Here is a 21,995-nt window from a genome sequence, read left to right on the forward strand (position 1 = left end):
CGGTGAGCCGCGGGGCCCGGTGAGTCGTGGGGCCCGGTGAGCCGCGACGGCCGTGGGGACCTGGCGAACTGCCAGGACCGGCGAGCCACGGCTGGTCAGGAGTTCACGCGGATGATCTCCTGCTGATACGGCGCGATCACGTCGCCGGAGATGCGCAGATCGAGCAGTAGGAATCGCCGGGTCTCGGCATCCTCCACCGTCCAGGTGCCGAGCCGGTCGAGGTCCGAGAGCGACCGCACGACGACGCCCTCGGCTCCGACCGCGCCGGCGAAGGCGGCGAAATCGACCTCGGGAATGCGCATCGGCTCCTCGGCGAGGCCCTTCAGGCCGTACAGATTCACCTCGGCGCCGTACGCGGCGTCGTTCCAGATCACCGCGCAACCGCGCCCATCGGCCGCGCGCACGGCGGATTCGAGATCCGCGATCGCCATGAGCCCGCCGCCGTCTCCGGAGGTGAGCACGATCGTGGCCTCAGGGCGCGCACGCGCCGCGCCGACGACGCTCGGCCAGCCCTGGCCGATCGCCTGGAACGCCGTGCCGATCATCATCATCCGGTCGGGGGATGCGACAGGCCAGTACATGTTCGCCCAACCGAGGAAGTGGCCGCCGTCCGAGACGACCACACGGTCCTCCGGAAGCAGCTCCGCGATCCGCCGCGCAGCCGAACGCGGGTCGAGTCGGCCATCCGCGACCACGTCATCGCCCGGGGCATACACGCGGGCGGCAGCGACGTCGACGCTCTCGCGCCATGCCCCCGACGCTTCGCTCGGAGATCTACGCGGATCCGGACCGTTCTCGACGGATTCGTCCGAAGCACGCGGATCTCTCCGACGCTCGTGCTCGCCGGGGCGCCCGCTCCGACGCTCGTGCTCGCCGGGGCGCCCGAGCCGAAGCCGCGCGACGAGCTCCTCCGCCACGAGGCGTGCATCGCCGCGCACGTACCCGCTCACGTGCGCGTGCGTCGCGGCCGGTGCGACGTCCACCTGGTAGACCCGCGTCCCCGGCGAGAACAGTTCTCCGAAGCGCATCGTGAACTGGTTCAGCGACGCGCCGAACACGACGGCGACGTCCGCGTGCGACACCAGCTCCATCGCGCCGTCCGCCCCGAAGCCGCCCGTCACACCGAGATCGAACTCGCCACGAGGGAAGATCCCTCTGCCGAGGGCCGTGGATGCCGTGAGCGCACCGGTCTCATCCGCCAACCGGCCCAGCGCCGCTCCGGCATCCGCGAGCCAGGCGCCGCGACCGGCCAGCAGGAACGGTCGCTCGGCGCCCCGCAGCGCGGCGGCGATCTCGTCCAGCATCCCCGCGGCGAAGGCACCGGCGGGCGCGAGCGGATCGGGCAGCCGCAGCCCGGCGCCGTCGGCGTAAGCCGTGTCGTCGAGCTCGGCGACCTCCAGTGCCGCCACGTCGTACGGGATCGCCAGCACCACGGGCACCCGATACCTCAGCGCATGCTCGATCGCGATGACGGTCGTGGCCGCGGCATCCGCTCGTCCGACCGTATAGGTCCGCGCGCCGACGGCCGAGGCGAGCGCGATCTGGTCGACATCCCACGGCCGGGGCCCTGAAGTCGGCTCGTCTCCGACGACCAACACGAGGGGGATGCGCGCCTGCACCGATTCCGCGAGCGCGGTCAGCGTGTTGGTGAAGCCCGCGCCGTACGTCGCGGTTCCTGCGGCGATGCGGCCGGATGCCCGGTAGTGCGCGTCGGCCGCGACGACGGCGCCCTGCTCGTGGCGGACGGCGGTGAACTCGGCCGAGGTCTGCCTCTCGATGGCATCGAGGAAGTAGGCGTTGCCGTTGCCCATCACGCCGAAGACGGCATCGATGTGCTGCGCGAGAGTGCGGGCGACGTGAGCGGAGACAGTGGGCATGCGAGGGCCTTTCGACACGGACGGAGAAGGAGTTTCCGTATGTGTCTCGCCCTGCAGCGTCATCGCCGCAGGCTTCGTGCCCCTTTTTCGGGCACCGGCGTCTGCTGACCGGACAGGCAGATTCTATCCCTGACGCACGGGCGACGCGACGACGAAACCTTCGCGAAACGCCGGCACGGAAACATGCCCTCATGCAGTCGCTGTTCACGGGATACGCCACAGGTCGGATCCGTAGGGGTGCCGCCCCCTGGGACGAGATGTTCCCGGCGGGCTCGGTGCCCGGTGGCGCAGAGGTGCGTCCCTCGTACCGCGACATGTACCCGGCGCTGGCGCGGATGGACGACGCCGAGCTCCGTGCGCGGACCGAGGCGCTGGCGAGTTCGTATCTCGCGCAGGGCGTGACTTTCGACTTCGCGGGGGAGGAGCGTCCGTTCCCGCTCGATGTCGTCCCCCGCGTGATCGCCGCCGACGACTGGTCCTACGTCGAAGCGGGAGTCGCGCAGCGCGTCAAGGCGCTCGAGGCGTTCCTCGCGGACGTGTACGGGCAGCGAGCAGCGGTGCGCGACGGGGTGATCCCGGCATCCCTGATCAGCTCGTCCTCGCACTTCCATCGTGCGGCGGCGGGGATCGTCGGCGCCAACGGCGTGCGCATCCACGTCGCCGGCATCGACGTGATCCGCGATGAGGCAGGGGCCTGGCGGGTGCTCGAGGACAACGTCAGGGTGCCGAGCGGCGTCAGCTACGTGCTGGCCAACCGGCAGGTGATGGCGCAGACGCTCCCCGAGCTGTTCACGAGCCTTCGCGTGCGTCCGGTCGTGGACTATCCGAGTCGGCTGCTCCAGGCGCTGCGTGCCGCGGCACCGCACGGCATCGAGGACCCGACGGTCGTGGTGCTGACGCCTGGCGTTCACAACTCGGCCTACTACGAGCACACGCTGCTGGCACGGATGATGGGCGTCGAGCTCGTCGAGGGGCGCGACCTGTTCTGCTCCGGCGGTCGGGTGTGGATGCGCACGACCGCCGGTCCGACGCGCGTGGACGTGATCTACCGCCGGGTCGACGACGAGTACCTGGATCCGCAGCACTTCCGGCCCGATTCCGTGCTGGGCGCCCCCGGCCTCATGCTCGCCGCCCGGCTGGGCAACGTCACGATCTCGAACGCCGTGGGCAACGGGGTCGCCGACGACAAGCTCGTCTACACCTACGTTCCTGAGCTCATCCGGTACTACCTGGGGGAGGAGCCTGTCCTCCCGAACGTGGACACCTGGCGGCTGGAGGAGCCGGATGCTCTGGAGGAGGTGCTGGATCGCCTCGACGAGCTCGTCGTGAAACCCGTAGACGGGTCAGGCGGCAAAGGGCTGGTCGTCGGTCCGGATGCCTCGAAGCAGACCCTCGACGAGCTGCGCCTCGCGCTGCGGGCCGCCCCGCGCGGCTGGATCGCGCAGCCGGTCGTGCAGCTCTCCACGATCCCGACGCTCGTCGAGGACGGCTTCCGCCCTCGACATGCGGACCTCCGCCCGTTCGCCGTCAACGACGGCGAGGGCGTGTGGGTGCTGCCTGGCGGCCTGACACGGGTCGCGCTGCCGGAGGGGCAACTGGTGGTGAACTCCAGTCAGGGCGGCGGCTCCAAGGACACCTGGGTGCTGGATCCGTCCGTGCTCACCGCCGCCACCACGATCTCGATCGCGGCGGACGCCGCATCCGACGAGGTCTCCCTCGCGGCCGGGGCTACGGCGACCCTCGGTGCCGCCCGCGAGGAACCCCATACGCCGTTCCGGTCGTCGCCGCAGGACGAGGACCTCGAGCTGCGCCATCACCAGCAGCAACAACAGCAGCAGCAGCGGCGGCAGCAGCAGCGGGTCGAGGAGGTGGCGTCGTGCTGAGTCGCATCGCGGAAGCGCTGTTCTGGATCGGCCGCTACGTCGAGCGCGGTGACGGCACCGCCCGAATCCTCGACGTGCATCTGCAGCTGCTGCTCGAGGATCCCTGGGTCGATGAGGACACCGCGTGCCGCGCCCTGCTGTCCGTCATGGGCACGACCGTCGATTCGGATCGGATGCTCGGACGGGACGACGTCGTGCGGATGCTGGCCCTGGATCGTGAGCACGCGGCATCCATCGCGCACTCCGTTGCCTCGGCGCGCGAGAACGCGCGACGGGCCAGGGAGATCATCTCGACCGACCTGTGGGAGACGCTGAACGAGACCAACGCCCGAATGCCGCGGCGGGTCGCCTCCGACCGCACCCACCCGTTCTTCCGGTGGGTGCGCGATCGGTCTGCCCTCGCGTTCGGAGTCGTGGACTCGTCGACCAGCCGCGATGAGGCGTGGCACTTCTTCTCGCTCGGACGGGCGATCGAGCGCGCCGACATGACCGCGCGCCTGCTCGCGACGCGTTCGCTGACCGAAGCAGGCGGGCCCAGCTGGACGACGCTGCTGCGCAGCTGCGGAGCCTACGAGGCGCACCTGCGCAGCCACCGGGCGGTTCCCACGGCGGCATCGGCGGTAGAGTTCCTGCTGGTCGACCGGCTGTTCCCCCGGTCCGTGCTCTCCAGCGTCCTGAAGGCGGAGGAGTGCCTGCGCGGCATCGACCCCGCCGTCGCCTTCGGCGGCGTCGACCGCGCGCAGCGGGTGCTCGGGCGGCTGCGGTCGGAACTGGAGTACCGGCCGATCGGCGACATCGTCCGGCAGCTGTCCGAGAGCATGGAGGAGGTCCAGGTGGGGGTCTCGATGGCGAGTGACGCGATCAGGGAGCGGTATTTCCCGTCGATCGCGATGCCGGTGTGGATCGGGGAGGCGCTGTGAGCCGCCTGCGCATCGTGCACCGCACGGGTTTCGCGTACGACGCGCCGGCGACGGCGTCGTACAACGAGGCGCGGATGCTGCCGCATTCGCGCGAGGGGCAGTTCGTGCTGCAGGCGTCGCTGGAGATCTCTCCGGCCGCGACCCAGCACTCGTACGTCGACTACTTCGACACGAGGGTGTCGACGTTCGAGGTGCTCACCCCGCACCAGGAGCTCGCGGTCACCGCAACGAGCATCGTGGATGTGCGACCGACCCCGCAGGTCGAGGTCGATTTCGACTGGGAGGCGCTGGCCGCCCGCATCCCTAACTCGCTCGAGCTGGCCGAGAGCCTGGAGCAGACCCCGGCGACCGAACCGGATGATGAGATGCTCGCCATCGCGCACCGGATGCGCGATGCCTGCGCATCGGTCGACATCACGGCGCGCGAGATCTGCCGCACGATCGGCAAGGACATGGAGTACCGCAGCGGCGTCACCGGTGTGAACTCGACGGCGCGGGACGCGTGGCCGACGCGCTCGGGCGTCTGCCAGGACATCGCGCACGTCGCGCTCGGGGTGCTCCGCGCCGCCGGCATCCCCGCGCGGTACGTGTCCGGGTATCTGCATCCGGATGCCACGGCTCCCGTCGGGCAGCCGGTGACGGGGGAGTCGCACGCCTGGGTGGAGTGGTTCGCGGGCGAATGGCGCGGCTACGACCCGACGAACCTCGTCGAGATCGGCGAGTCGCACGTGTACGTCGGACACGGCCGCGACTACGGCGACGTGGCGCCGCTGCGGGGCGTCTACGCCGGTCCGAGCGGCTCCGAGCTGTTCGTGTCGGTCGAGGTCACGCGGTTAGAGTGAATGCTCCGGATACGAGGGGAACTCCAGTGACTGACGCTGCGATCGAACGCGAGACGCTCACCTGGGACGGGTTCGGTGCGGCGACGCGAGACCTCGCCCGCAGCATCCTGGACAGCGGCTTCGTGCCCGAGGTCGTCGTGGCGATCGCCCGCGGCGGTCTGCTCCCCGCCGGTGCCATCGCGTACGGCCTCGGCGCCAAGAACTGCGGCGCCATCAACGTGGAGTTCTACACCGGCGTCGGGACGGTGCTGGACGAGCCGGCCGTGCTGCCTCCGGAACTGGACATGGCGTACCTCGACGGACGCCGCGTGCTGCTCGTGGACGACGTCGCCGACTCCGGCCGCACGCTCGCGCTCGCCGCTCACCTGCTCGAGGACATCGGCGCCGAGGTGCGCTCCGTGACCATCTACACCAAGCCCTCCACGATCATCCAGCCGGACTACGCGTGGAAGGACACCGACCTCTGGATCGACTTCCCGTGGTCGTACAAGGGCACGGTGCGCGAAGAGGACGAGGGGCTGCCGCCGACGGCGTGACCTGCGCGTTCGCGCGCAGGCCCTATCGTGAAGGCATGCACACTGTCGACGCGAATCCCGTCACCGATTGGCTCGGCCGTTTCGTCCGACGTCCGGGGGAGACGACGATCTCCCTGGAGGCCGTCGCGCTGCTCGTCGGCGCCGGCTTCTTCCTGGTGGCGTTCCCCGTCGCGTTCGTCAGCTTCTGGGGCCGCACGCTCGAGATCGCAGGGACAGGGTCGATCGGCGCCTTCGTGGCGATCGGCGGTGCGATCGTCGCACTCCTCGCCGTCGCCCTTGCGCGCGTCGGCGTGCACGCACGCGGCGCGCGGCCGGTCGTGAGCCAGGACGGACTCTCGCTGCCGTACGCTCATGTGCGCTGGTACGAGAGCGCCGCGATCGCCCTCGCCTACGGAGCCACGGCGCTGCTCGGCTGGGACGGGATCGCCGTGCTGCTGTCGCGCAGCTTCACCGACGCGCCGGTGTTCGCCTTCCCCGGCGCGATCCTCGTCGCCGTGGCCTTCGCGCTGACCGCCTACGTCTGTTATCTGAGCGCCGCGGCGCTCACCCCGATGTCGCTGTCGCTCGTGCTGGCGATCTTCCTCGTGGTCGGCGCGTTCGCGAGCATGCTCACCGCGACCGATCCGCTCTGGTGGCAGGACAACCTGTCGGCGCTCGGCATGTCGAGCAACGCGTCGGCGTGGATCTTCAACGGCACGCTCATCGTCGCGGGCATCATCGTCACCACGATCGGCCGGTACGCCACGGTCCAGCTGCCCGTCGACACCGCGAAGCAGCAGCGCGGGCGCCGGTTCGTGCGGATCGCGCTCGCACTGATCGGAGTGTTCCTGGCGTGCGTCGGCATCTTCCCCGTCGACGAGTTCTTCCTCGTGCACAACACGGTCGCCACCGGGATGACGGTGGCCTTCGCCGCCGTCGTGATCGGGCTGCCGTGGCTGCTGCCGACGATGTCGCGCGTGTTCGTCGTGCTGGGCTACATCTACGTCGCGGTGATCGCGCTGCTCGGCGTCTTCTTCGCCACCGGCTACTACAACCTCACGGCCGTCGAGCTGATCGCCGCGATCCTCATCTTCAGCTGGATCATCGTGTTCCTGCGCACCGCCAGCGTCGGAATGCCGGTGCGCCGAACGTAGACTGGATCCATGCGTGCAGCGGCGATCGATCTCGGCAAGACGCGCTGCCGACTCGTCATCGCCGACACCGAGCAGCCGATTCGTCTGGACGGCGTCGGGGCTCCCGGCCTCGCAGCCGCCGACGGCGTGGATGCGGCGCTGGACGCCATCCTCCCGCTGCTGGACGCTGCCGGGGGAGCCGTCGACGTGCTCGGCGTCGGTGCCGCAGGCGCGTGGGCGGCGCCCGCAGCGGCGCGCGGACTCGCCGAGCAGCTCGCCACGCGCACCTCGGCATCCGTGGTCGTCGCCTCCGACGTCGTGACCGCGCACGCCGGAGCCCTCTGCGGCGGCACCGGTGTGCTGCTGATCGCGGGCACGGGAGCCGCCGCGCTCGGCGTCGATGGCGACGGTGTGCGGCTGATCGACGGATGGGGTCCTGAGCTCGGCGACCTCGGCAGCGGCTCCTGGCTCGGTCGCGCAGGCATCCGCGCGGTGCTGCGGGCGCACGCAGGGCTGGGGGAGCGCACCGTGCTGTCCGAGGCCCTGCAGGCGCATATCGCCCCCGACCCGGATGTGCACGCCTGGCTGGGCGGTCCCGTCCCTGCCGCACGTCGCCTCGCGACTTTCGCGCCGTCGGTGCTGGACGCCGCTGCGGCCGGGGATCCGGTCGCACGCGGGATCGCCGATGACGCGGTGCGGCTGCTCGCGGCATCCGCTGTCGCGGCTTCCGGATCCACGACGGATGTCGCCCTGCACGGCGGACTGACCGAGCACGGCTGGTTCCGCACGGCGCTCGAGACCGCACTCGCCGCCGCAGGCCGCACGATCGTGCCGGCCGGCGGGGACGCCCTGGACGGCGCGCTGCTGCTCGCGGCGCGCGCCGATCTTCCCCACGAAAGGTACCTGCACCGTGTCGGATGACTCCTCCCGCTTCACCGAGATGCTCGCCGAGCTGTCCAGCCTGACGACCGAGGCGCACACCGCCGACCGCGGGGATCTGGATCTGCTCGGCACGATCGAGCTGGTGCGGGCCATGAACTCCGAGGACCGTCGCGTCGCGGATGCTGTCGCCGAGCGTGCCGAGCAGATCGCGCTCGCCGTCGACGTGATCACCGAGCGGTTCCGCCGCGGCGGTCGCCTCATCTACATCGGCGCGGGAACCGCCGGCCGCATCGGCGTGCTGGACGCGAGCGAGTGCCCGCCGACGTTCGGCACCGACCCGTCGATGGTCGTCGGCGTGATCGCCGGCGGCGAGACGGCCATCCGCTCCGCCGTTGAGGATGCCGAGGACGACGTGGATGCCGCCATTGCCGACCTCGACCGGCTGTCGCTGACCGCAGATGACACGGTCGTCGGGATCTCGGCATCCGGACGGACGCCGTACGTCGTGGGCGGCCTCGTGCACGCGCGCGAAGCCGGCGCGTCGACGATCGCCCTCGCCGCGAACGCGGACTCCGCGATCGGCGCCGCAGCCGACATCGCGATCGAGGTCGTCACGGGGCCCGAGTTCGTCTCCGGATCGACCAGGCTCAAGTCGGGCACCGCGCAGAAGCTCGTCGTGAACATGCTCACGACGCTCTCGATGATCAAGCTGGGCAAGACCTACCGGGGCGTGATGGTCGATCTGCGCGCGACGAACGAGAAGCTGCGCGTGCGCAGCGTGCGCACCGTGGCGCAGCTGGCCGGTGTCGGCATCGACGAAGCGTCGGAGGCGCTTGGCCGGGCCGACGGCTCGGTCAAGCTCGCGCTGCTGATGCTGGCCACCGGTGCGGATGCCGCAGCTGCCGCCAGGGCGCTGGACGAATCGAGCGGGATCCTGCGGGACGCGATCAGCGCCCTGAGCTGAGCGGGACCTGCGCTGAGCGGAGCGCGATGTCCGCGGCATCCGCCAAGATGTCATCGTGACCACGACCGCACAGGTGCGCCGCGAGCGATTGCGCTCTCATCGACTGACCGCGCCCGCAGCGAGCCTCGCGGAGACGGCGAGTCACATGCTCGCCGTGCAGAGTCAGGAATTCTGGGGCGGACGCTGGGCGCTCGCTTCGCGCACCCGCGGTGCGCCGACACTGAGCCGCACGGACGCGCTCTTCGACGACGGCACGCTCGTGCGGGCCTGGACGCAGCGCGGCACGCTGCACATCGTCCCCGCGCGCGACTTCGGGTGGATGCTGCAGGTGACCGGTGCGCGCCAGCTGCAGGCCGCCGCGCCGCGCTACCGGGAACTCGGTCTCGACGCCGAGGTGCAGGCGACGGTCGAACACGCGGTGCGCGCGGCGCTGCGGGGCGGTAACGCGCTGACCCGCGCCGAGCTCTTCGACGTGCTCTCCGGCATCGGGGTCGATCCGGCGGGCCAGCGCGGAGTCCACTCCATCGGCAATCTCGCTCTCCGCGGCATCATCTGTCAGGGACCAGTGGTGCGGCGTCCCGACGGGGTCAGCCGCGAGCAGTACTTCGTGCTGGTGGAGGAGCACATCACCGACGCGCACACCCCTGCCGACCCCGCGGCCGAGCTCTTCGTGCGCTACATCGACGGACACGGGCCGGCGACCGTGCCGGACTTCGCGTGGTGGTCGGGGCTCACGCTCACGGCCTCGCGCGCTGCGGCAGCCGCAGCCGCCGACCGGGTGGACGAGATCGACGACGGCGTGTTCCAGGCCCCGATCCGCCCGCGGCGCAGCGCCGTGCCCGGCATCCAGGCCCTCGCATCGTTCGAGGAGTACTACATCTCCTATGCTGACCGATCGATCGCCGGCCCCGTCGAACGCTTCGACGCCGTCGGGCCGGGCAAGAACGGTATGGTCCGCCCGATCCTGCTGGCCGATGGGGAGATCATCGGCACGTGGCGGCAGTCGACGGCAGTCGGGCGGCACACCGAGCATCCGACGGCTGAGCTGCTGGTCGACATCCCGGAGGACGAGGTGGCCGCAGCGCTCGCTCGCTACGCGGCGTTCGTTCAGGGGTGACGCGTCCTTCAACCGATCGCGAGGTCGAATCCGTCGTCCGCTGCCGTGATCCGCACCGCGGTGAGGTCACCGATGTGATGGGACGGGTCGAACGATGGCGCGTGCGGGCCGACCCCGATCACGGTCATCCCGGCATCCAGACCCGCCCGGATGCCGGCGGCGGAGTCCTCGAAGACGATGCACTCCCCGGGGTCGACGCCGAGCTCGGTTGCGGCACGCAGGAACCCCTCCGGATCGGGCTTGCTGCGCGACACGCTCTCCGCCGTGATCGCGAGAGCCGGAACCGCGAGGTCGGCCGCGCCCATCCGAGCGGTCATCAGACGCAGATCGGCCGACGTCACGATCGCGTGCGGGAACGGGGCGAGGGCGAGCAGGAACGCGGCAGCGCCGGGGATCTCCACGACGCCGTCGACGTCTTCGCTCTCCCGCTGCAGCATCTCCTGGTTCTCGATCAGGTTCACGGCATGATCGCGCTCCGGCAGCAGCAGCGCCATGCTCTGGTGCCCCTGCCTGCCGTGCACCGTGCGCAGCACCGTCTCGGCGTCGAGGCCGTGCGGGCGCGCCCACTCCAGCCACAGCCGCTCGACGACGGCGGTCGAATCGACGAGCGTGCCGTCCATGTCGAGCAGGGCGGCGCGGGCATGCAGCGTGATCGTCATCCCTCCAGCGTACGGCGGCGTCACTCCGCCGCGTGACGCGCCAGGAAGTCGTACACCTCGCTGTCGTCGACGCCGGGGAACGCTCCGCGCGGCAGCGGCGAGAACATGTGCGTGTGCACGCGCGCGCTCGGCCAGGCCTTGCCGCTCCAGCGGTCGGCGATCTCGCTCGGCGCCCGGCGGCAGCACGCCTCGTCCGGGCAGGTCGACACGGCGCGATCCGGCGTCTCGCGTCCGCGCCACCAGCGCGCGTCGTCGAACGGCACCCCGACCGTGACCGAGAACTCGCCGTCGGTGGCCGACCCGGTCTGGGTCGAGCACCAGAACGTGCCGGAGGGCGTATCGGTGTACTGGTGGTGCTCCGTCGTGCGGTTCTGCTGCGAGAAGGCCGCTCTCGCCTGGAACTTGCGGCACACCCGCTGGCCCTCGACGGATCCAGTGACATCCATCGGCAGTGGCAGATCGTCGTTCTCGTAGACGCGGGTGATCGCCCCGGTCTCATCGACGCGCAGGAAATGCAGCGGCATCCCCAGGTGCTCCGTCATCAGGTTCGTCATCCGCATGCCGGCGGCTTCGTGCGTCACGCCGAACGCATCGCGGAAGTCCTCGACCGCGAGGTTGCGGTCCTTGCGCGCCTGCTGCAGGAAGGCGACGCCTGCGGTCTCGGGCACCAGGCAGCACGCGGCGAAGTAGTTGATCTCTAGTCGCTGCTGCAGGAAGTCCGCGTAGTCGGTCGGGGGAGTGTGTCCGAGCAGACGGTGCGCCATCGCCTGCAGCGCCATCGATCGCAGGCCGTGGCCGCCGGGGATGGATGCCGGCGGCAGATAGATGCGGCCGTTCTCGAGGTCGGTCACCGAGCGGGTGGAGTGCGGCAGATCGCCGACGTAGATGAGCTCGAATCCGAGCTTCTCGGCCATGATGCTCACCGTGCGGTGCGTCAGCGCGCCGGCGACGTGCCCTGCTGCCCGCAGCTGCTTCTCGGCGAGCTTCTCGATGTCGCCGATGTAGTTGTTCTGCGCGCGCATGCGCAGTCGCAGTTCGGTGTTGGCCCTGCGCGCCTCCTCCGGCGTGGCGATCGCCTCGCGCTCGCGGCGCTGCAGCTCGCGATGTAAGCCGAGGACGGCCTCGATCGTCTCGTCCGAAGTGCCCTTCGTCACCCGGACCGGTGCGATTCCGAGCTGTCGGAACACTGGACTCGCCTGCGCCGTCTCGAGTTCGATCTCGAGGGCCGCTCTGCGGTTCGGCGGCTCGCCGGAGATGAGATCGGCGACTTCGGTGCCGGTGGCCTGCGCGATCGACTGCAGCAGCGAGAGCTTCGGCTCCCGCTTGCCGTTCTCGATGAGGCTCAGCTGCGACCCGGCGACGCCGACCATGGCTCCCAATTCGTCGAGCGTGTAGCCGCGCGCGGTGCGGTGGTGACGGATGCGATGACCAAGGGTCGTGAGATGGATGCCGGAGCCGCTCATTCCTTGAGCATACCGAAAGAAATGAGATTCTTATACGTCTCGGCATCTGAAAGTCAGCTCGGTTTCGGCTGAGAATTGCCATATCGACCTACTCTTCAAAGGAGCGGACATGGCCCTCGCCGAGACCTTCACCCTTCGATCAGCATCCGTCGCCCCGGTGCGCGCGATGGGTGCGGCACCGACGTACGACACCCCGGCGATGGCGGAGCTGCGCGCCTGGGTCGAGCAGATCCGCGTCCTCACCCAGCCGGATGCCGTGCACTGGGTCGACGGCTCCCGCGCCGAGAACGACGCGCTGCTGCGCGGTCTCGTCGACGAGGGCAAGCTCATCAAGCTCAACCCGGAGTGGCGCCCTGGGTCCTACCTCGCCCGTTCGCACCCGAGCGACGTCGCGCGCACCGAAGGCCGTACCTTCATCGCGTCCGAGCGCGAGGAGGATGCCGGACCCACGAACAACTGGGCGGAACCAGGCGCCATGCGCACGAAGATGGACGTCCTGTTCGCGGGCTCCATGCGGGGGCGCACCCTGTACGTCGTCCCGTTCTCGATGGGCGCGGTCGGCGGCCCGCTCTCGCACATCGGCGTGCAGATCACCGACAGCGCGTACGCCGTGGCATCCATCGGCATCATGACCAGGGTCGGCGACGCCGTGACCCGAGAGATCGCCGGCGGGGCACCGTGGGTGCGGACAGTGCACACCGTGGGCGCCCCGCTGGCACCAGGCGAGCAGGACGTGTCCTGGCCGTGCAACGACGAGAAGTACGTCGTGCACTTCCCCGACACGCTCGAGGTGTACTCGTACGGATCGGGCTACGGCGGCAACGCGATCCTCGCGAAGAAGTGCTTCGCCCTCCGCATCGCATCGGTCATCGCCCGCGACGAGGGCTGGCTCGCCGAGCACATGCTGCTCATCCGGATCATCGACCCGAACGGCCGCAGATACCACGTCGCTGCCGCCTTCCCGTCAGCTTGTGGCAAGACCAATCTCGCCATGCTGCGGCCGACCATCCCCGGCTGGCGCGTCGAGACGATCGGCGACGACATCGCCTGGATCCGCCCCCGCGAGGACGGGCGCCTGTGGGCGATCAACCCCGAGGCCGGCTTCTTCGGAGTCGCCCCCGGCACCGGCGAGTCGACGAACGTGACCGCCGTGGAGACGATGTGGGGCAACACGATCTTCACGAACGTCGCGCTGCGCCCGGACGGCGACGTGTGGTGGGAGGGACTCACGAACACGCCGCCGTCCGACCTGATCGACTGGGAGGGCAACCCCTGGACGCCGGAGTCCGGCCGCCCGGCCGCTCATCCCAACTCGCGCTTCACCGTCGCCGCGGCGCAGTGCCCGCAGATCTCCGACGACTGGGAGGAGGCGGTCCCGCTGGATGTCATCCTGTTCGGCGGACGGCGGGCATCCAACGTCCCGCTCGTCGTCGAGGCGACCGACTGGGCGCACGGCGTCTTCCTCGGATCGACCATCTCGTCCGAGCGGACCGCTGCGGCCGAGGGGGCGGTCGGCGAACTGCGCCGCGACCCGTTCGCGATGCTGCCGTTCTGCGGGTACAACATGGGCGACTACTTCGCGCACTGGCTCGACGTCGGCCGTAAGCTCCGCTTCGACCGTGCACCGCGCATCTTCCAAGTGAACTGGTTCCGCCGCGGAGACGACGGACGCTTCCTGTGGCCGGGCTTCGGCGACAACTCGCGCGTCGTCGACTGGATCATCCGCCGCATCGATGGCCAGGTGCCCGCCGTCGACAACCCGGTCGGCCGTCTGCCGCGGACGTCGGATCTGAATCTGGACGGCCTGGAGATCCCGGATGCCGATCTCGACGAGCTCTTCCGGGTGGATGCCGAGGCGTGGCGCACCGAGGCCGATGGCATCGAGGAGTTCTACGACACGTTCGGCGAGACGCTTCCGTCCGCCCTGCGCGCGGAACTCGCCTCGCTGCGCTACCGGCTCGCACGCACGAGCTGAGCGCAGCGCACGGACCCGCGACGGCGGGATGACGAGGACGAACCCATGGCTGAGTGGTCCTCGGCATCCCGCCGTCGCGTCATGCTCTGCGGGATCGGACGCGTTCGCGTATTCTCGGCGGGGAACCGACCCCTCAGGAGGAGCCGTGACTTCAGCGCCCCGCGCCGATCCCGAAGCATCGCCCGCCAGCGCGTCCGTCCTGCGACGCAACGCCGTCACCGTGCTCGGCCCGGCCGAGGGCGCTGTCATCGTCTTCGGGCACGGATACGGCACGGATCAGACCACCTGGCATGCCATCGCCGAGCGCTTCGCCGATCGGTTCCGCGTGGTCCTGTTCGACTACGTGGGCTCCGGCGCGTCCGACCTCGGGGCATACGATCCCCGTCGCTACGACTCGCTGGACGGCTACGCACAAGACCTCATCGACGTCATCGACGCCGTCGGCGCCCGAGACGTCGTCTTCGTCGGACACTCGATCAGCGGGATGATCGGCGCACTGGCGTCGATCGAGCGACCCGATCTGTTCGCCCGGCTCGTCATGGTCTGCCCATCACCGCGCTATGTCGACGACGGCGACTACATCGGCGGATTCCAACGAGAGGACGTGCTCGGCCTGCTCGAGAGCATCGAAGCCAATCAGCCCGCGTGGGCTGCGTCGCTGGCTCCCGCTGTCACGGCGCGTGATGATCTTCCTGGCGTCACCGAGCGAGTCAGAGACCTCTTCGCGGCGACGCCGCACGACGTGGCGACGCATTTCGCACGTGTCGTCTTCTTCAGCGACGTGCGTCATCGGCTCGGTGAGATCAGCACCCCGAGCCTGGTGCTGCAGTCTCAGGGCGACGTCATCTGCCCTCCGCACATCGGCGACTATCTCGTGGAGCGGATGCCGTCGGCGGAACTCGTCCGCCTCGACACCGCTGGGCATTTCGTGCACCTGACGGAGCCGGAGCTCATCGCCGCCCATATCCGGACCGTTCTGTGATCGAGGCGGCTTCCTCGCTGCCCGCCGACCCCGACCGACTCGATCTGCTCGGCAGCAGTCCTGCTGCCGTGTTCGCCCTGGACCTGAACGGCACGGTGCTCGCGCACAACAGGACCATGGCCGACTGGTTCGGCGCGACCGGTGAACAGGCGCTGCGGGGACGCAACATCGTCGAGTGGCTCACGCCCTCTGCGCGACTTCTCTACGAGACGCAGATGATGCCGCGGCTTCTCGAGGTCGGCTGGCTCCGCGAGGTCGTGCTCGAGGTCCTCGACGCACGCCGTCAGCGGCGTGCCATCCTGCTGAACGCCGTCGTGATCGATGAGTCGTCGGTACGCAGGGTGCACGTCGCCGCGATCGAGGTGAGCGCCCGGTCGTCGTTCGAGCGTGAACTCGTCGACGCACGACGTGCGGCCGATGTCGCGCACCGGCGTCTCAGCGTCCTGCAGGAGGCCACGAGTGCGCTCGCCGTCGCTCGTGGCCTCGACGACCTCGGCATCACACTCGCAGCGAGTGCAGCCACGGCGACGACCTCGGCCTGGTCGCTCGTGCGCGTGATCGAGACATCGGGCTCCGGCGGCACCACGATCCGGGAGTGGGGGCAGGCCCCGAACGGCGTGAGCCTCGGGCCGCGGCTGCTGCCGGACGACGGCCAGCGCGTCCAGCGCGACCCCGCACAGATCGCCGAGCGGCTGCCCGCGGAATCCGCGGCGCTGCGCTCCGCGGGAGTCGAGGCGCTCGTCGTGACCCCGATCGTGCGCACCACCGGCGAAACGGCGTCCGTCCTCGGCGAGATCTGGTGCTGGTTCCGTCGACCGCGCACGCTCGATTCCGATGAGCTCGAGACGCTGCGCTCCATCGCCGCGCAGGCGGAACGAGTGCTCGAGCACCTCCGGCTCCAGGAGCGGATGCGCCATCATGCGCTGCACGATCCGCTCACCGCACTGCCGAACCGGAGGCTCTTCGAGGAGCAGCTCGAGGCTCTGCTGGCAACGCCGCCGTCCGGAGATCGCGTGTGCGCCGTGCTGTTCCTCGACCTGGACGGATTCAAGCAGATCAACGACGAATGGGGGCACGCGGTCGGCGACGAGGTCCTTCGCGTGGTGGCCGCGCGTCTGTCGTCGGCGACGCGCATCGGAGATGCGGTGGCACGCCTCGGCGGCGACGAGTTCCTCGTGGCCGTCGGTGACATGCATCCGGACGATGTGAGCGATCTGGCCGAGCGGCTGCGAGAAGCGATCCGCGCGCCACGCGATGCTCTGGCGGGATCCGCACCGCTCTCAGCGAGCATCGGCGTTCTGGCGTGGTGTCCCGAGACCGGCGTTCCGGCACCGTCGGCGGCCGAGCTCGTGGCGGCGGCGGACGAAGCGATGTACTCGGCCAAGCACGCGGGGAAGGACCGGATCGACGTGCGCTCCTGGGGCGCCGCCGACCGCACGTCCGCCTGAATCAGGCGTGCTCAGGCGAGCAGCTGGTGGCGGGCGAGGTCCCGGTACAGCGGCGTCGACTCGATCAGCTCGGCGTGCGTGCCCTGACCGACCACTTCGCCGTCCTGCAGCACGACGATCACGTCGCTGTCGACGACGGTCGACAGCCGGTGCGCGATCACCACGAGGGTGCGGTCGGTCGCGACCGCGTCGATCGCCGCCCGCATCCGCTGCTCGTTCACGCCGTCCAGTGAAGAGGTCGATTCGTCGAGGAGCAGGATCGGAGCCTCGGTGAGCAGCGCCCTGGCGATCGCGAGGCGCTGACGTTCCCCGCCGGACAGCATCACGCCGTCCTCTCCCACTGGCGTCGCGAGTCCCAGCGCGCCGCGTTCGAGCACATCGCCCAGGTTGACCGCGCGGAGCACGCGCGCGCAATCGGCATCCGTCGCATCCGGCGACGCCAGGCGGAGGTTGTCTGCGAGCGTGCCTGCGAGCGTCGGGGCATCCTGCTCGACGTATCCGAAGTGCGCACGCAGGTCGGCACGCGGATACGTGCGGATGTCGTGGCCGTCGAGATGGATCGAGCCGCCGGTCGGGTCGTAGAAGCGCTCGATGAGCGACAGGATCGTGCTCTTCCCCGCCCCGCTCGGGCCGACCAGCGCCACGCGCGCTCCTCGGGGGACGGCGAACGACACACCGCGCAGGACGTCTCCTGAGGTATCGATCGGTGCGGCGTCGCCGGCGTCGCGTTCCAGGTGCGCGTCGACGAGGACGCTGCGCGCCTCGGTCGCCGCGGCCATCCGCGCCGCGACCACGGCATCCGGATACCGGAAGCGCACATCGCGGAACTCCAGTGCGGCGGCGTCGGAGGGGTCCGCTCCGCGGCCGACACGGGCGGCCGTCTCGGCGTCGGCATCCGACTCCTGCGGAAGATCGAGCACCTCCTGGATGCGGCCGAGCGCTCCGAGCGCCTGGTTGACCGACGTGATCGCCCCGAACGTCGATGCCAGCGGCATCACCAGCATGAACAGGAACATCACGAACGTGATGAGCGAGGCGATCTCGATCGCCCCTGACGCCACGCGGAAGCCGCCGACACCGAGCACGACGAGCAGCGACAGCTGCAGTGCGATGCCGGCGATCGGGACCACGAGCGCCGAGACCTTCGCGATCCGGACGCCGAGACCGTATGCCTCGCTCGCCAGCTCCGACACGGCCTCGGTCTCGCGCTCCGTGGCGCCGGATGCGCGAACGGTGCGGATAGAGCCGACCGCGCGCTCGACGCCGGAGGCGAGTTCCCCGACCTTCACCTGCTGCGCGGTCGACGCCTCGCGGATGCGTCCGCTGAGGGCGATGACGACGGCGAGGGATGCGCCGATCACGACCACGATCAGCAGCAGCAGGATCGGGTCGATGACGAGCATCGCGATGAGCGCGCCGAGGAACAGGATCGCGTTGCCCACGGCATCCGCGAGTCCCTGCGTGAGCACGGCGTACAGCAGCGTGGTGTCCGTGCCGACACGGGAGACGAGGTCGCCGGTGCGCCTCGCGTCGAACTCGCTGATCGGCAGGTGCAGGATGCGCGCGATGAGCTTGCGTCGCGAGGAGTAGACGACCGCCGTACCGGTGCGCTGCAGCAGGTAGTGCTGATAGCCGGAGATGATCGACGACAGGATCACGAAGCCGACCAGCAGCCACACGAACGCGCCGAGCGCCTGCTGCATCTGCACGGCCGTGATGACCTGCCCGACCAGCAGCGGCTGCACGAGCGAGGTCGCGGCGCCGAACACACTGAGCACGGCCACCACGATCAGGGTGCGCTTGTGCTCGAAGAGGAAGGGGAGGAGCTGGCGGAACGTGGCGCGCGGACCATCCTGCGGCGCGCCGCGACCGCGGCGGCGTGCGGGCGCCGTGCGGGACATGCGGGGACCTCGTTCTGAGAAAAGGGAGTACTCAAACCGTACTTCGTGTCGAGCGCGACTGTGATCGCGAGCACAGGTTCGCCGAGGAGGATGTCCCGTCGCGGCGCTCCCAGGAGTCTTGTAGGCAGAGTCGATGGCCGTCGCTAATGTGTGGAGTACGGGGAAAGAACGCCGGGCGCCGCCCGCGTAGGGGTGGAGGCACGCGATGACATCAGCGGTTCACGCGACGGCGCGGCCGGCGTCGCCCGCTGGGGCGGCCTCGCCCGTTCCGATGGGCATCGGGATCGGTGCGCTCGCCGTGAGCCTCGTCATCGCTGTCCTCGTGATGGCCGGATTCAGCGCCCCGGTCGAACTGTTCTTCGGCGTCCCGCTGCCCCTCGTGCTGGCCGAGTACTGGTGGCTGAGCTTCGTGGGCTATCTGCTCACGCCCTTGATCGTGATCGCCTGCTACGGCTGGGACGTGATCGGCCAGCGCGGCGGTCTGCGGCGCAACGCGAACTTCGCGATCCGCACGCGCTACACCTCGATCCTGCGCTGGACGCTGTGGCCGGCCGTGGTGGTGGGCGTCTGGCACATCCTGAACCTCAGCGTGCCGCTGTCCGAGGCATGGGGGCTCTCGTGATGCGCGGTGCCCGGCTCAGGGCGGCCATCGCCGGCGCCGCGGTCGCGGTACTGGCGTCGCTGGGTCTTGCGGGCTCGGCGGCGGCCGCGCCGGCGCCGACGATGGCTCCCGTCGTCACGGCGGTCTCCGGGGGCGAGCTCTCCGACTCGGGCAGCGCCGCGATCGCCGATCTGCGCGCCTGCCTGGCATCGCAGAGCACCCTGAACGTGTACTACCTGATCGACTCGTCCACGTCGTTGCGGCGGGCGGACGGCGGCGGGCCCGGCTCCGACCCAGACATCGTCCGGGCGCAGATCCTCGGCAACAGCCTCGCGCAGCTCGGCGGCATCGGCGAGGACATCACCGTGAACTGGGGCGCCGGCTTCTTCGCGTCCGACTACTCGTCGGCGATCGGCTGGCAGGCCTACGACGACGAGAGTCCGGAGAAGCTGGCCGAGACAATCAGGCAGAAGCGCCCTGATGGCTACACGAACTGGCCGGATGCCCTCGCCGGCGCGCAGCAGCAGCTCGCCGGACAGCAGAGCGCGGCGCCAGGGTGCCAGATGCTCATCTGGCTCACCGACGGCGCGCTGGACATCCAGGCTCCGGACGGCCAGCAGCAGGAGGACTTCGACGCGCTCAACGCGATGTGCGGTGCCGCGCTCAGCGACCGCGGCGCGACGCCGTCCGGCTACGGCGTCTTCAACACGTTCCGCCAGTCCGGCGTCGTCGTCGTCGGTGCGCTGCTCGCGGTCGGAGCGGATGCCGCTGACGCCGCCCCGACGATGCAGACGCTCGTGGAGGGCGGTGAGCCCGGCGCCGACGCGGTGTGCGGGCAGCAGCCGATGCCGGACACGTTCGTACACGGCGCCTTCGTGAACGCCGACGGACCGGATGCCCTGTCGCTGGTGTTCCTGCAGCTGAGCGCCCAGGTCGCCGGCGGATTCCCGCAGCCGTTCGACGAGGACGGCGGGTTCTGGGTCGACGAGGGGGTCTCGCGCTTCCGCGTGATCGTCTCCGGCGACTGGACCCTGACCCCGCCGGAGGGGTCGGGGCGGCCTGCAGTGACGGCCGACACCGCTGAGGATGCCGAGGGCGTGGACGTCAGCGAAAGCGACGGCGCGACCACGATCGAGATCGCCGTCGACGGCGATGATGCCGAAGGGCGCTGGCAGCTGGACGCGGCCAACCGCGCGTCGGCGTCGCTCTATCTGTTCAGCGACCTGCGCATCGAGTTCGACGACGTCAACGAGATCGAGATGTCGCCGGACGGATCGTTCGCTGCGGCGCTGAACGCCACGGTGCGGGATGCCGACGGTGAGCCCGTCGATCTGGGACGGTTCGGCGAAGCGGCTTTCACCGCGTCCTACCTCGCGGACGGCTCCAGGACCCTCCTGCCGGAGGCGACGGTGGATCCGGACTCCGGACGCATCACGATCCCGCTGCCCGCCGATGTCACGCTCGCCTCGATCGATGTCGCAGCCTCGATCGATCCGCTGCGTACGCAGGAGCACGACCTCGCACTCGCCCCGGTGACGACGCAGAAGACCATCACGCTCACCCTCGGCGCCGAGTTCCCGCACGCCGTGACGAATCCGCCGGTTCGCCTCAGCGATCTCGAGGGCGCCGACGGCACGGCGGAGGGCGTCGTCACGATCGCCGGGCCGACGGAGAGCGGCGACGGGACGGTCTGCGTCGGCGCAGACGCGGTCGCAATCACGAGCGATGCCGGCGACCGCGCCGACGCGTGGCGCTGGACGTTCGCCGGTCTGGATGAGAACGGCTGCCTCACTGTTCCGCAGAACGGCGAGGTGCAGATCCCGGTCACCGCCACCAACGCGATCGCCGCGGACAGCGACGTCGCCGCCGCCGTGCCGATCACGTTCGTCTCCGCGAACGGCGAGAGCGTCGAGCAGAACGTGCCGGTGGAGTTCCGCTCCACGCATCCCGTGAACACGGCGGCCGTGCTGCTTCTGGCGCTGGCGCTGCTGGCGATCGGACTCCTGCTGCCACTGATCGTGCTGTGGGTGCTCAACTGGCTCACCACGCGCATCGATGTGCCCAAGAGCACGCAGCGCGCCGCGTTCCCGATCGCGATCGGTGCGACCGGTGCGCAGATCACGGCTCCGACGCAGGGCAGCGCGCTGTCGGACGTCTTCTCGTACCGCTCGCCGTCCGACGGCGAGCGGTCGATCTCCGACCCGGTGCTCGGAACGCTGAGGGCGCGGGTGCCGTGGTTCCCGCTGCGGTCGCCCTGGTACGAGGTCACGGCGCCCAGCGGGATGGCGCTCATCACCGCCAGAGCAGGCCGCATGGTGACGGGATCCAAGGACTCCCGTCGGCGGCTGCGGTTCGCGAAGCTGCCGCTGGACCGCTTCTTCGGCATCGTCGTGCCAGAGGCCGAACTGCGCCGCACAGGGCGCGGCGAGGCCGTCACCGGCACGGTCGTCATCTACCACCGCGCGTCGCCCAGCGACCAGGGGCAGCACGCGCAGCGCCTTGCCGAGATCACGGTCGACTCCACGCTCGCCGAGGCCGTGAACCGTGCGCGCGCCGATCTCGTCGAGAGCGATCGCGCGGCGACATCCGGTTCCGGCGGCGGATCGGGAACGCCGAAGGGTCAGAGTGCTGCAACTCCGGCATCCGTGCCCTCGCCGGCGCGCGACGCCGGAACTCCGCCGCTCCCCGGCCGCGCGCCGGGCAGCGCAGCGCCGGGCAGCGCAGCGCCGCCTGCGCGTCCCGGCAGCCCGACGACCGCACCGCCGCGCCGCGGCGGGCCGGGGACACCGCCGCCTCCGCGACCGGGCACCCCGCCGCCACCGCGCCCCTGACA

At 70.3% G+C, this 21,995-nt stretch carries 17 protein-coding genes; 13 read left to right on the forward strand and 4 right to left on the reverse strand.

Features of this window, described 5'->3' with window-relative positions; all coding sequences use genetic code 11:
• Positions 1 to 95: 95 nt before the first annotated feature.
• Positions 96 to 1,877 carry a thiamine pyrophosphate-binding protein gene (locus ACWAT3_RS07970; RefSeq protein ID WP_460797331.1) on the reverse strand — a complete coding sequence of 594 codons (1,782 nt, stop codon included), beginning with the start codon at positions 1,875 to 1,877 and terminating at the stop codon, positions 96 to 98.
• A gap of 191 nt (positions 1,878 to 2,068) precedes the next feature.
• Between ACWAT3_RS07970 and ACWAT3_RS07975 the strand changes: the two genes are divergently transcribed.
• From ACWAT3_RS07975 to ACWAT3_RS08010, 8 genes are read left to right on the forward strand one after another with little or no spacing between them, the layout of a single operon-like run.
• A complete protein-coding gene (locus ACWAT3_RS07975; protein ID WP_460797333.1) occupies positions 2,069 to 3,760 on the forward strand; it encodes a circularly permuted type 2 ATP-grasp protein in 1,692 nt (563 codons plus the stop codon).
• Positions 3,754 to 4,680 carry an alpha-E domain-containing protein gene (locus tag ACWAT3_RS07980; RefSeq protein ID WP_460797335.1) on the forward strand — a complete coding sequence of 309 codons (927 nt, stop codon included), beginning with the start codon at positions 3,754 to 3,756 and terminating at the stop codon, positions 4,678 to 4,680. Before ACWAT3_RS07975 ends, ACWAT3_RS07980 begins: the two co-directional genes overlap by 7 nt.
• The gene (locus tag ACWAT3_RS07985; RefSeq protein WP_460797337.1) at positions 4,677 to 5,522 is read left to right on the forward strand and encodes a transglutaminase family protein; all 846 of its coding nucleotides are present in this window, start codon (positions 4,677 to 4,679) and stop codon (positions 5,520 to 5,522) included. Before ACWAT3_RS07980 ends, ACWAT3_RS07985 begins: the two co-directional genes overlap by 4 nt.
• Before the next feature lie 26 nt (positions 5,523 to 5,548).
• The gene (locus ACWAT3_RS07990; protein WP_460797339.1) at positions 5,549 to 6,058 is read left to right on the forward strand and encodes a phosphoribosyltransferase; all 510 of its coding nucleotides are present in this window, start codon (positions 5,549 to 5,551) and stop codon (positions 6,056 to 6,058) included.
• Positions 6,059 to 6,093: 35 nt separating this feature from the next.
• Positions 6,094 to 7,191, forward strand: a complete 1,098-nt coding sequence (locus ACWAT3_RS07995) for a DUF998 domain-containing protein (protein ID WP_460797341.1) — start codon at positions 6,094 to 6,096, stop codon at positions 7,189 to 7,191.
• Positions 7,192 to 7,200: 9 nt separating this feature from the next.
• Positions 7,201 to 8,091 carry a BadF/BadG/BcrA/BcrD ATPase family protein gene (locus tag ACWAT3_RS08000; RefSeq protein WP_460797343.1) on the forward strand — a complete coding sequence of 297 codons (891 nt, stop codon included), beginning with the start codon at positions 7,201 to 7,203 and terminating at the stop codon, positions 8,089 to 8,091.
• Positions 8,081 to 9,016, forward strand: a complete 936-nt coding sequence (murQ, locus tag ACWAT3_RS08005; protein ID WP_460797345.1) for an N-acetylmuramic acid 6-phosphate etherase — start codon at positions 8,081 to 8,083, stop codon at positions 9,014 to 9,016. The genes ACWAT3_RS08000 and murQ overlap by 11 nt, the downstream gene beginning before the upstream one ends.
• A gap of 55 nt (positions 9,017 to 9,071) precedes the next feature.
• The gene (locus ACWAT3_RS08010; RefSeq protein WP_460797347.1) at positions 9,072 to 10,133 is read left to right on the forward strand and encodes a winged helix DNA-binding domain-containing protein; all 1,062 of its coding nucleotides are present in this window, start codon (positions 9,072 to 9,074) and stop codon (positions 10,131 to 10,133) included.
• A gap of 8 nt (positions 10,134 to 10,141) precedes the next feature.
• On the opposite strand, the gene ACWAT3_RS08015 is transcribed toward ACWAT3_RS08010, so the two are convergent.
• Entirely contained in the window at positions 10,142 to 10,792 is a 651-nt protein-coding gene (locus ACWAT3_RS08015; protein ID WP_460797349.1) for an HAD-IA family hydrolase, read from the reverse strand.
• A 20-nt stretch (positions 10,793 to 10,812) separates the two neighbouring features.
• Positions 10,813 to 12,255 carry a helix-turn-helix domain-containing protein gene (locus tag ACWAT3_RS08020; protein ID WP_460797351.1) on the reverse strand — a complete coding sequence of 481 codons (1,443 nt, stop codon included), beginning with the start codon at positions 12,253 to 12,255 and terminating at the stop codon, positions 10,813 to 10,815.
• A gap of 109 nt (positions 12,256 to 12,364) precedes the next feature.
• On the opposite strand from ACWAT3_RS08020, the gene ACWAT3_RS08025 reads away from it, so the two are divergent.
• From ACWAT3_RS08025 to ACWAT3_RS08035, 3 genes are all read left to right on the forward strand, one after another.
• Positions 12,365 to 14,230 carry a phosphoenolpyruvate carboxykinase (GTP) gene (locus ACWAT3_RS08025; RefSeq protein ID WP_460797353.1) on the forward strand — a complete coding sequence of 622 codons (1,866 nt, stop codon included), beginning with the start codon at positions 12,365 to 12,367 and terminating at the stop codon, positions 14,228 to 14,230.
• 145 nt (positions 14,231 to 14,375) lie between these two features.
• Entirely contained in the window at positions 14,376 to 15,212 is an 837-nt protein-coding gene (locus ACWAT3_RS08030) for an alpha/beta fold hydrolase (RefSeq protein ID WP_460797356.1), read from the forward strand.
• Positions 15,209 to 16,660, forward strand: coding sequence for a diguanylate cyclase domain-containing protein (locus ACWAT3_RS08035; protein ID WP_460797358.1), 1,452 nt, complete (start codon positions 15,209 to 15,211; stop codon positions 16,658 to 16,660). Before ACWAT3_RS08030 ends, ACWAT3_RS08035 begins: the two co-directional genes overlap by 4 nt.
• A gap of 11 nt (positions 16,661 to 16,671) precedes the next feature.
• On the opposite strand, the gene ACWAT3_RS08040 is transcribed toward ACWAT3_RS08035, so the two are convergent.
• Positions 16,672 to 18,561, reverse strand: coding sequence for an ABC transporter ATP-binding protein (locus ACWAT3_RS08040; RefSeq protein WP_460797360.1), 1,890 nt, complete (start codon positions 18,559 to 18,561; stop codon positions 16,672 to 16,674).
• A gap of 205 nt (positions 18,562 to 18,766) precedes the next feature.
• Between ACWAT3_RS08040 and ACWAT3_RS08045 the strand changes: the two genes are divergently transcribed.
• Positions 18,767 to 19,183: a hypothetical protein gene (locus ACWAT3_RS08045; protein ID WP_460797362.1), complete on the forward strand. Its 417-nt coding sequence runs from the start codon at positions 18,767 to 18,769 to the stop codon at positions 19,181 to 19,183.
• On the forward strand, positions 19,183 to 21,993 hold the full coding sequence (locus ACWAT3_RS08050; protein WP_460797364.1) for a hypothetical protein: 2,811 nt from the start codon (positions 19,183 to 19,185) through the stop codon (positions 21,991 to 21,993). Before ACWAT3_RS08045 ends, ACWAT3_RS08050 begins: the two co-directional genes overlap by 1 nt.
• The last annotated feature ends 2 nt before the right edge of the window (positions 21,994 to 21,995 follow it).

The sequence above is a fragment of the Microbacterium sp. GXF0217 genome (genome assembly GCF_054798195.1).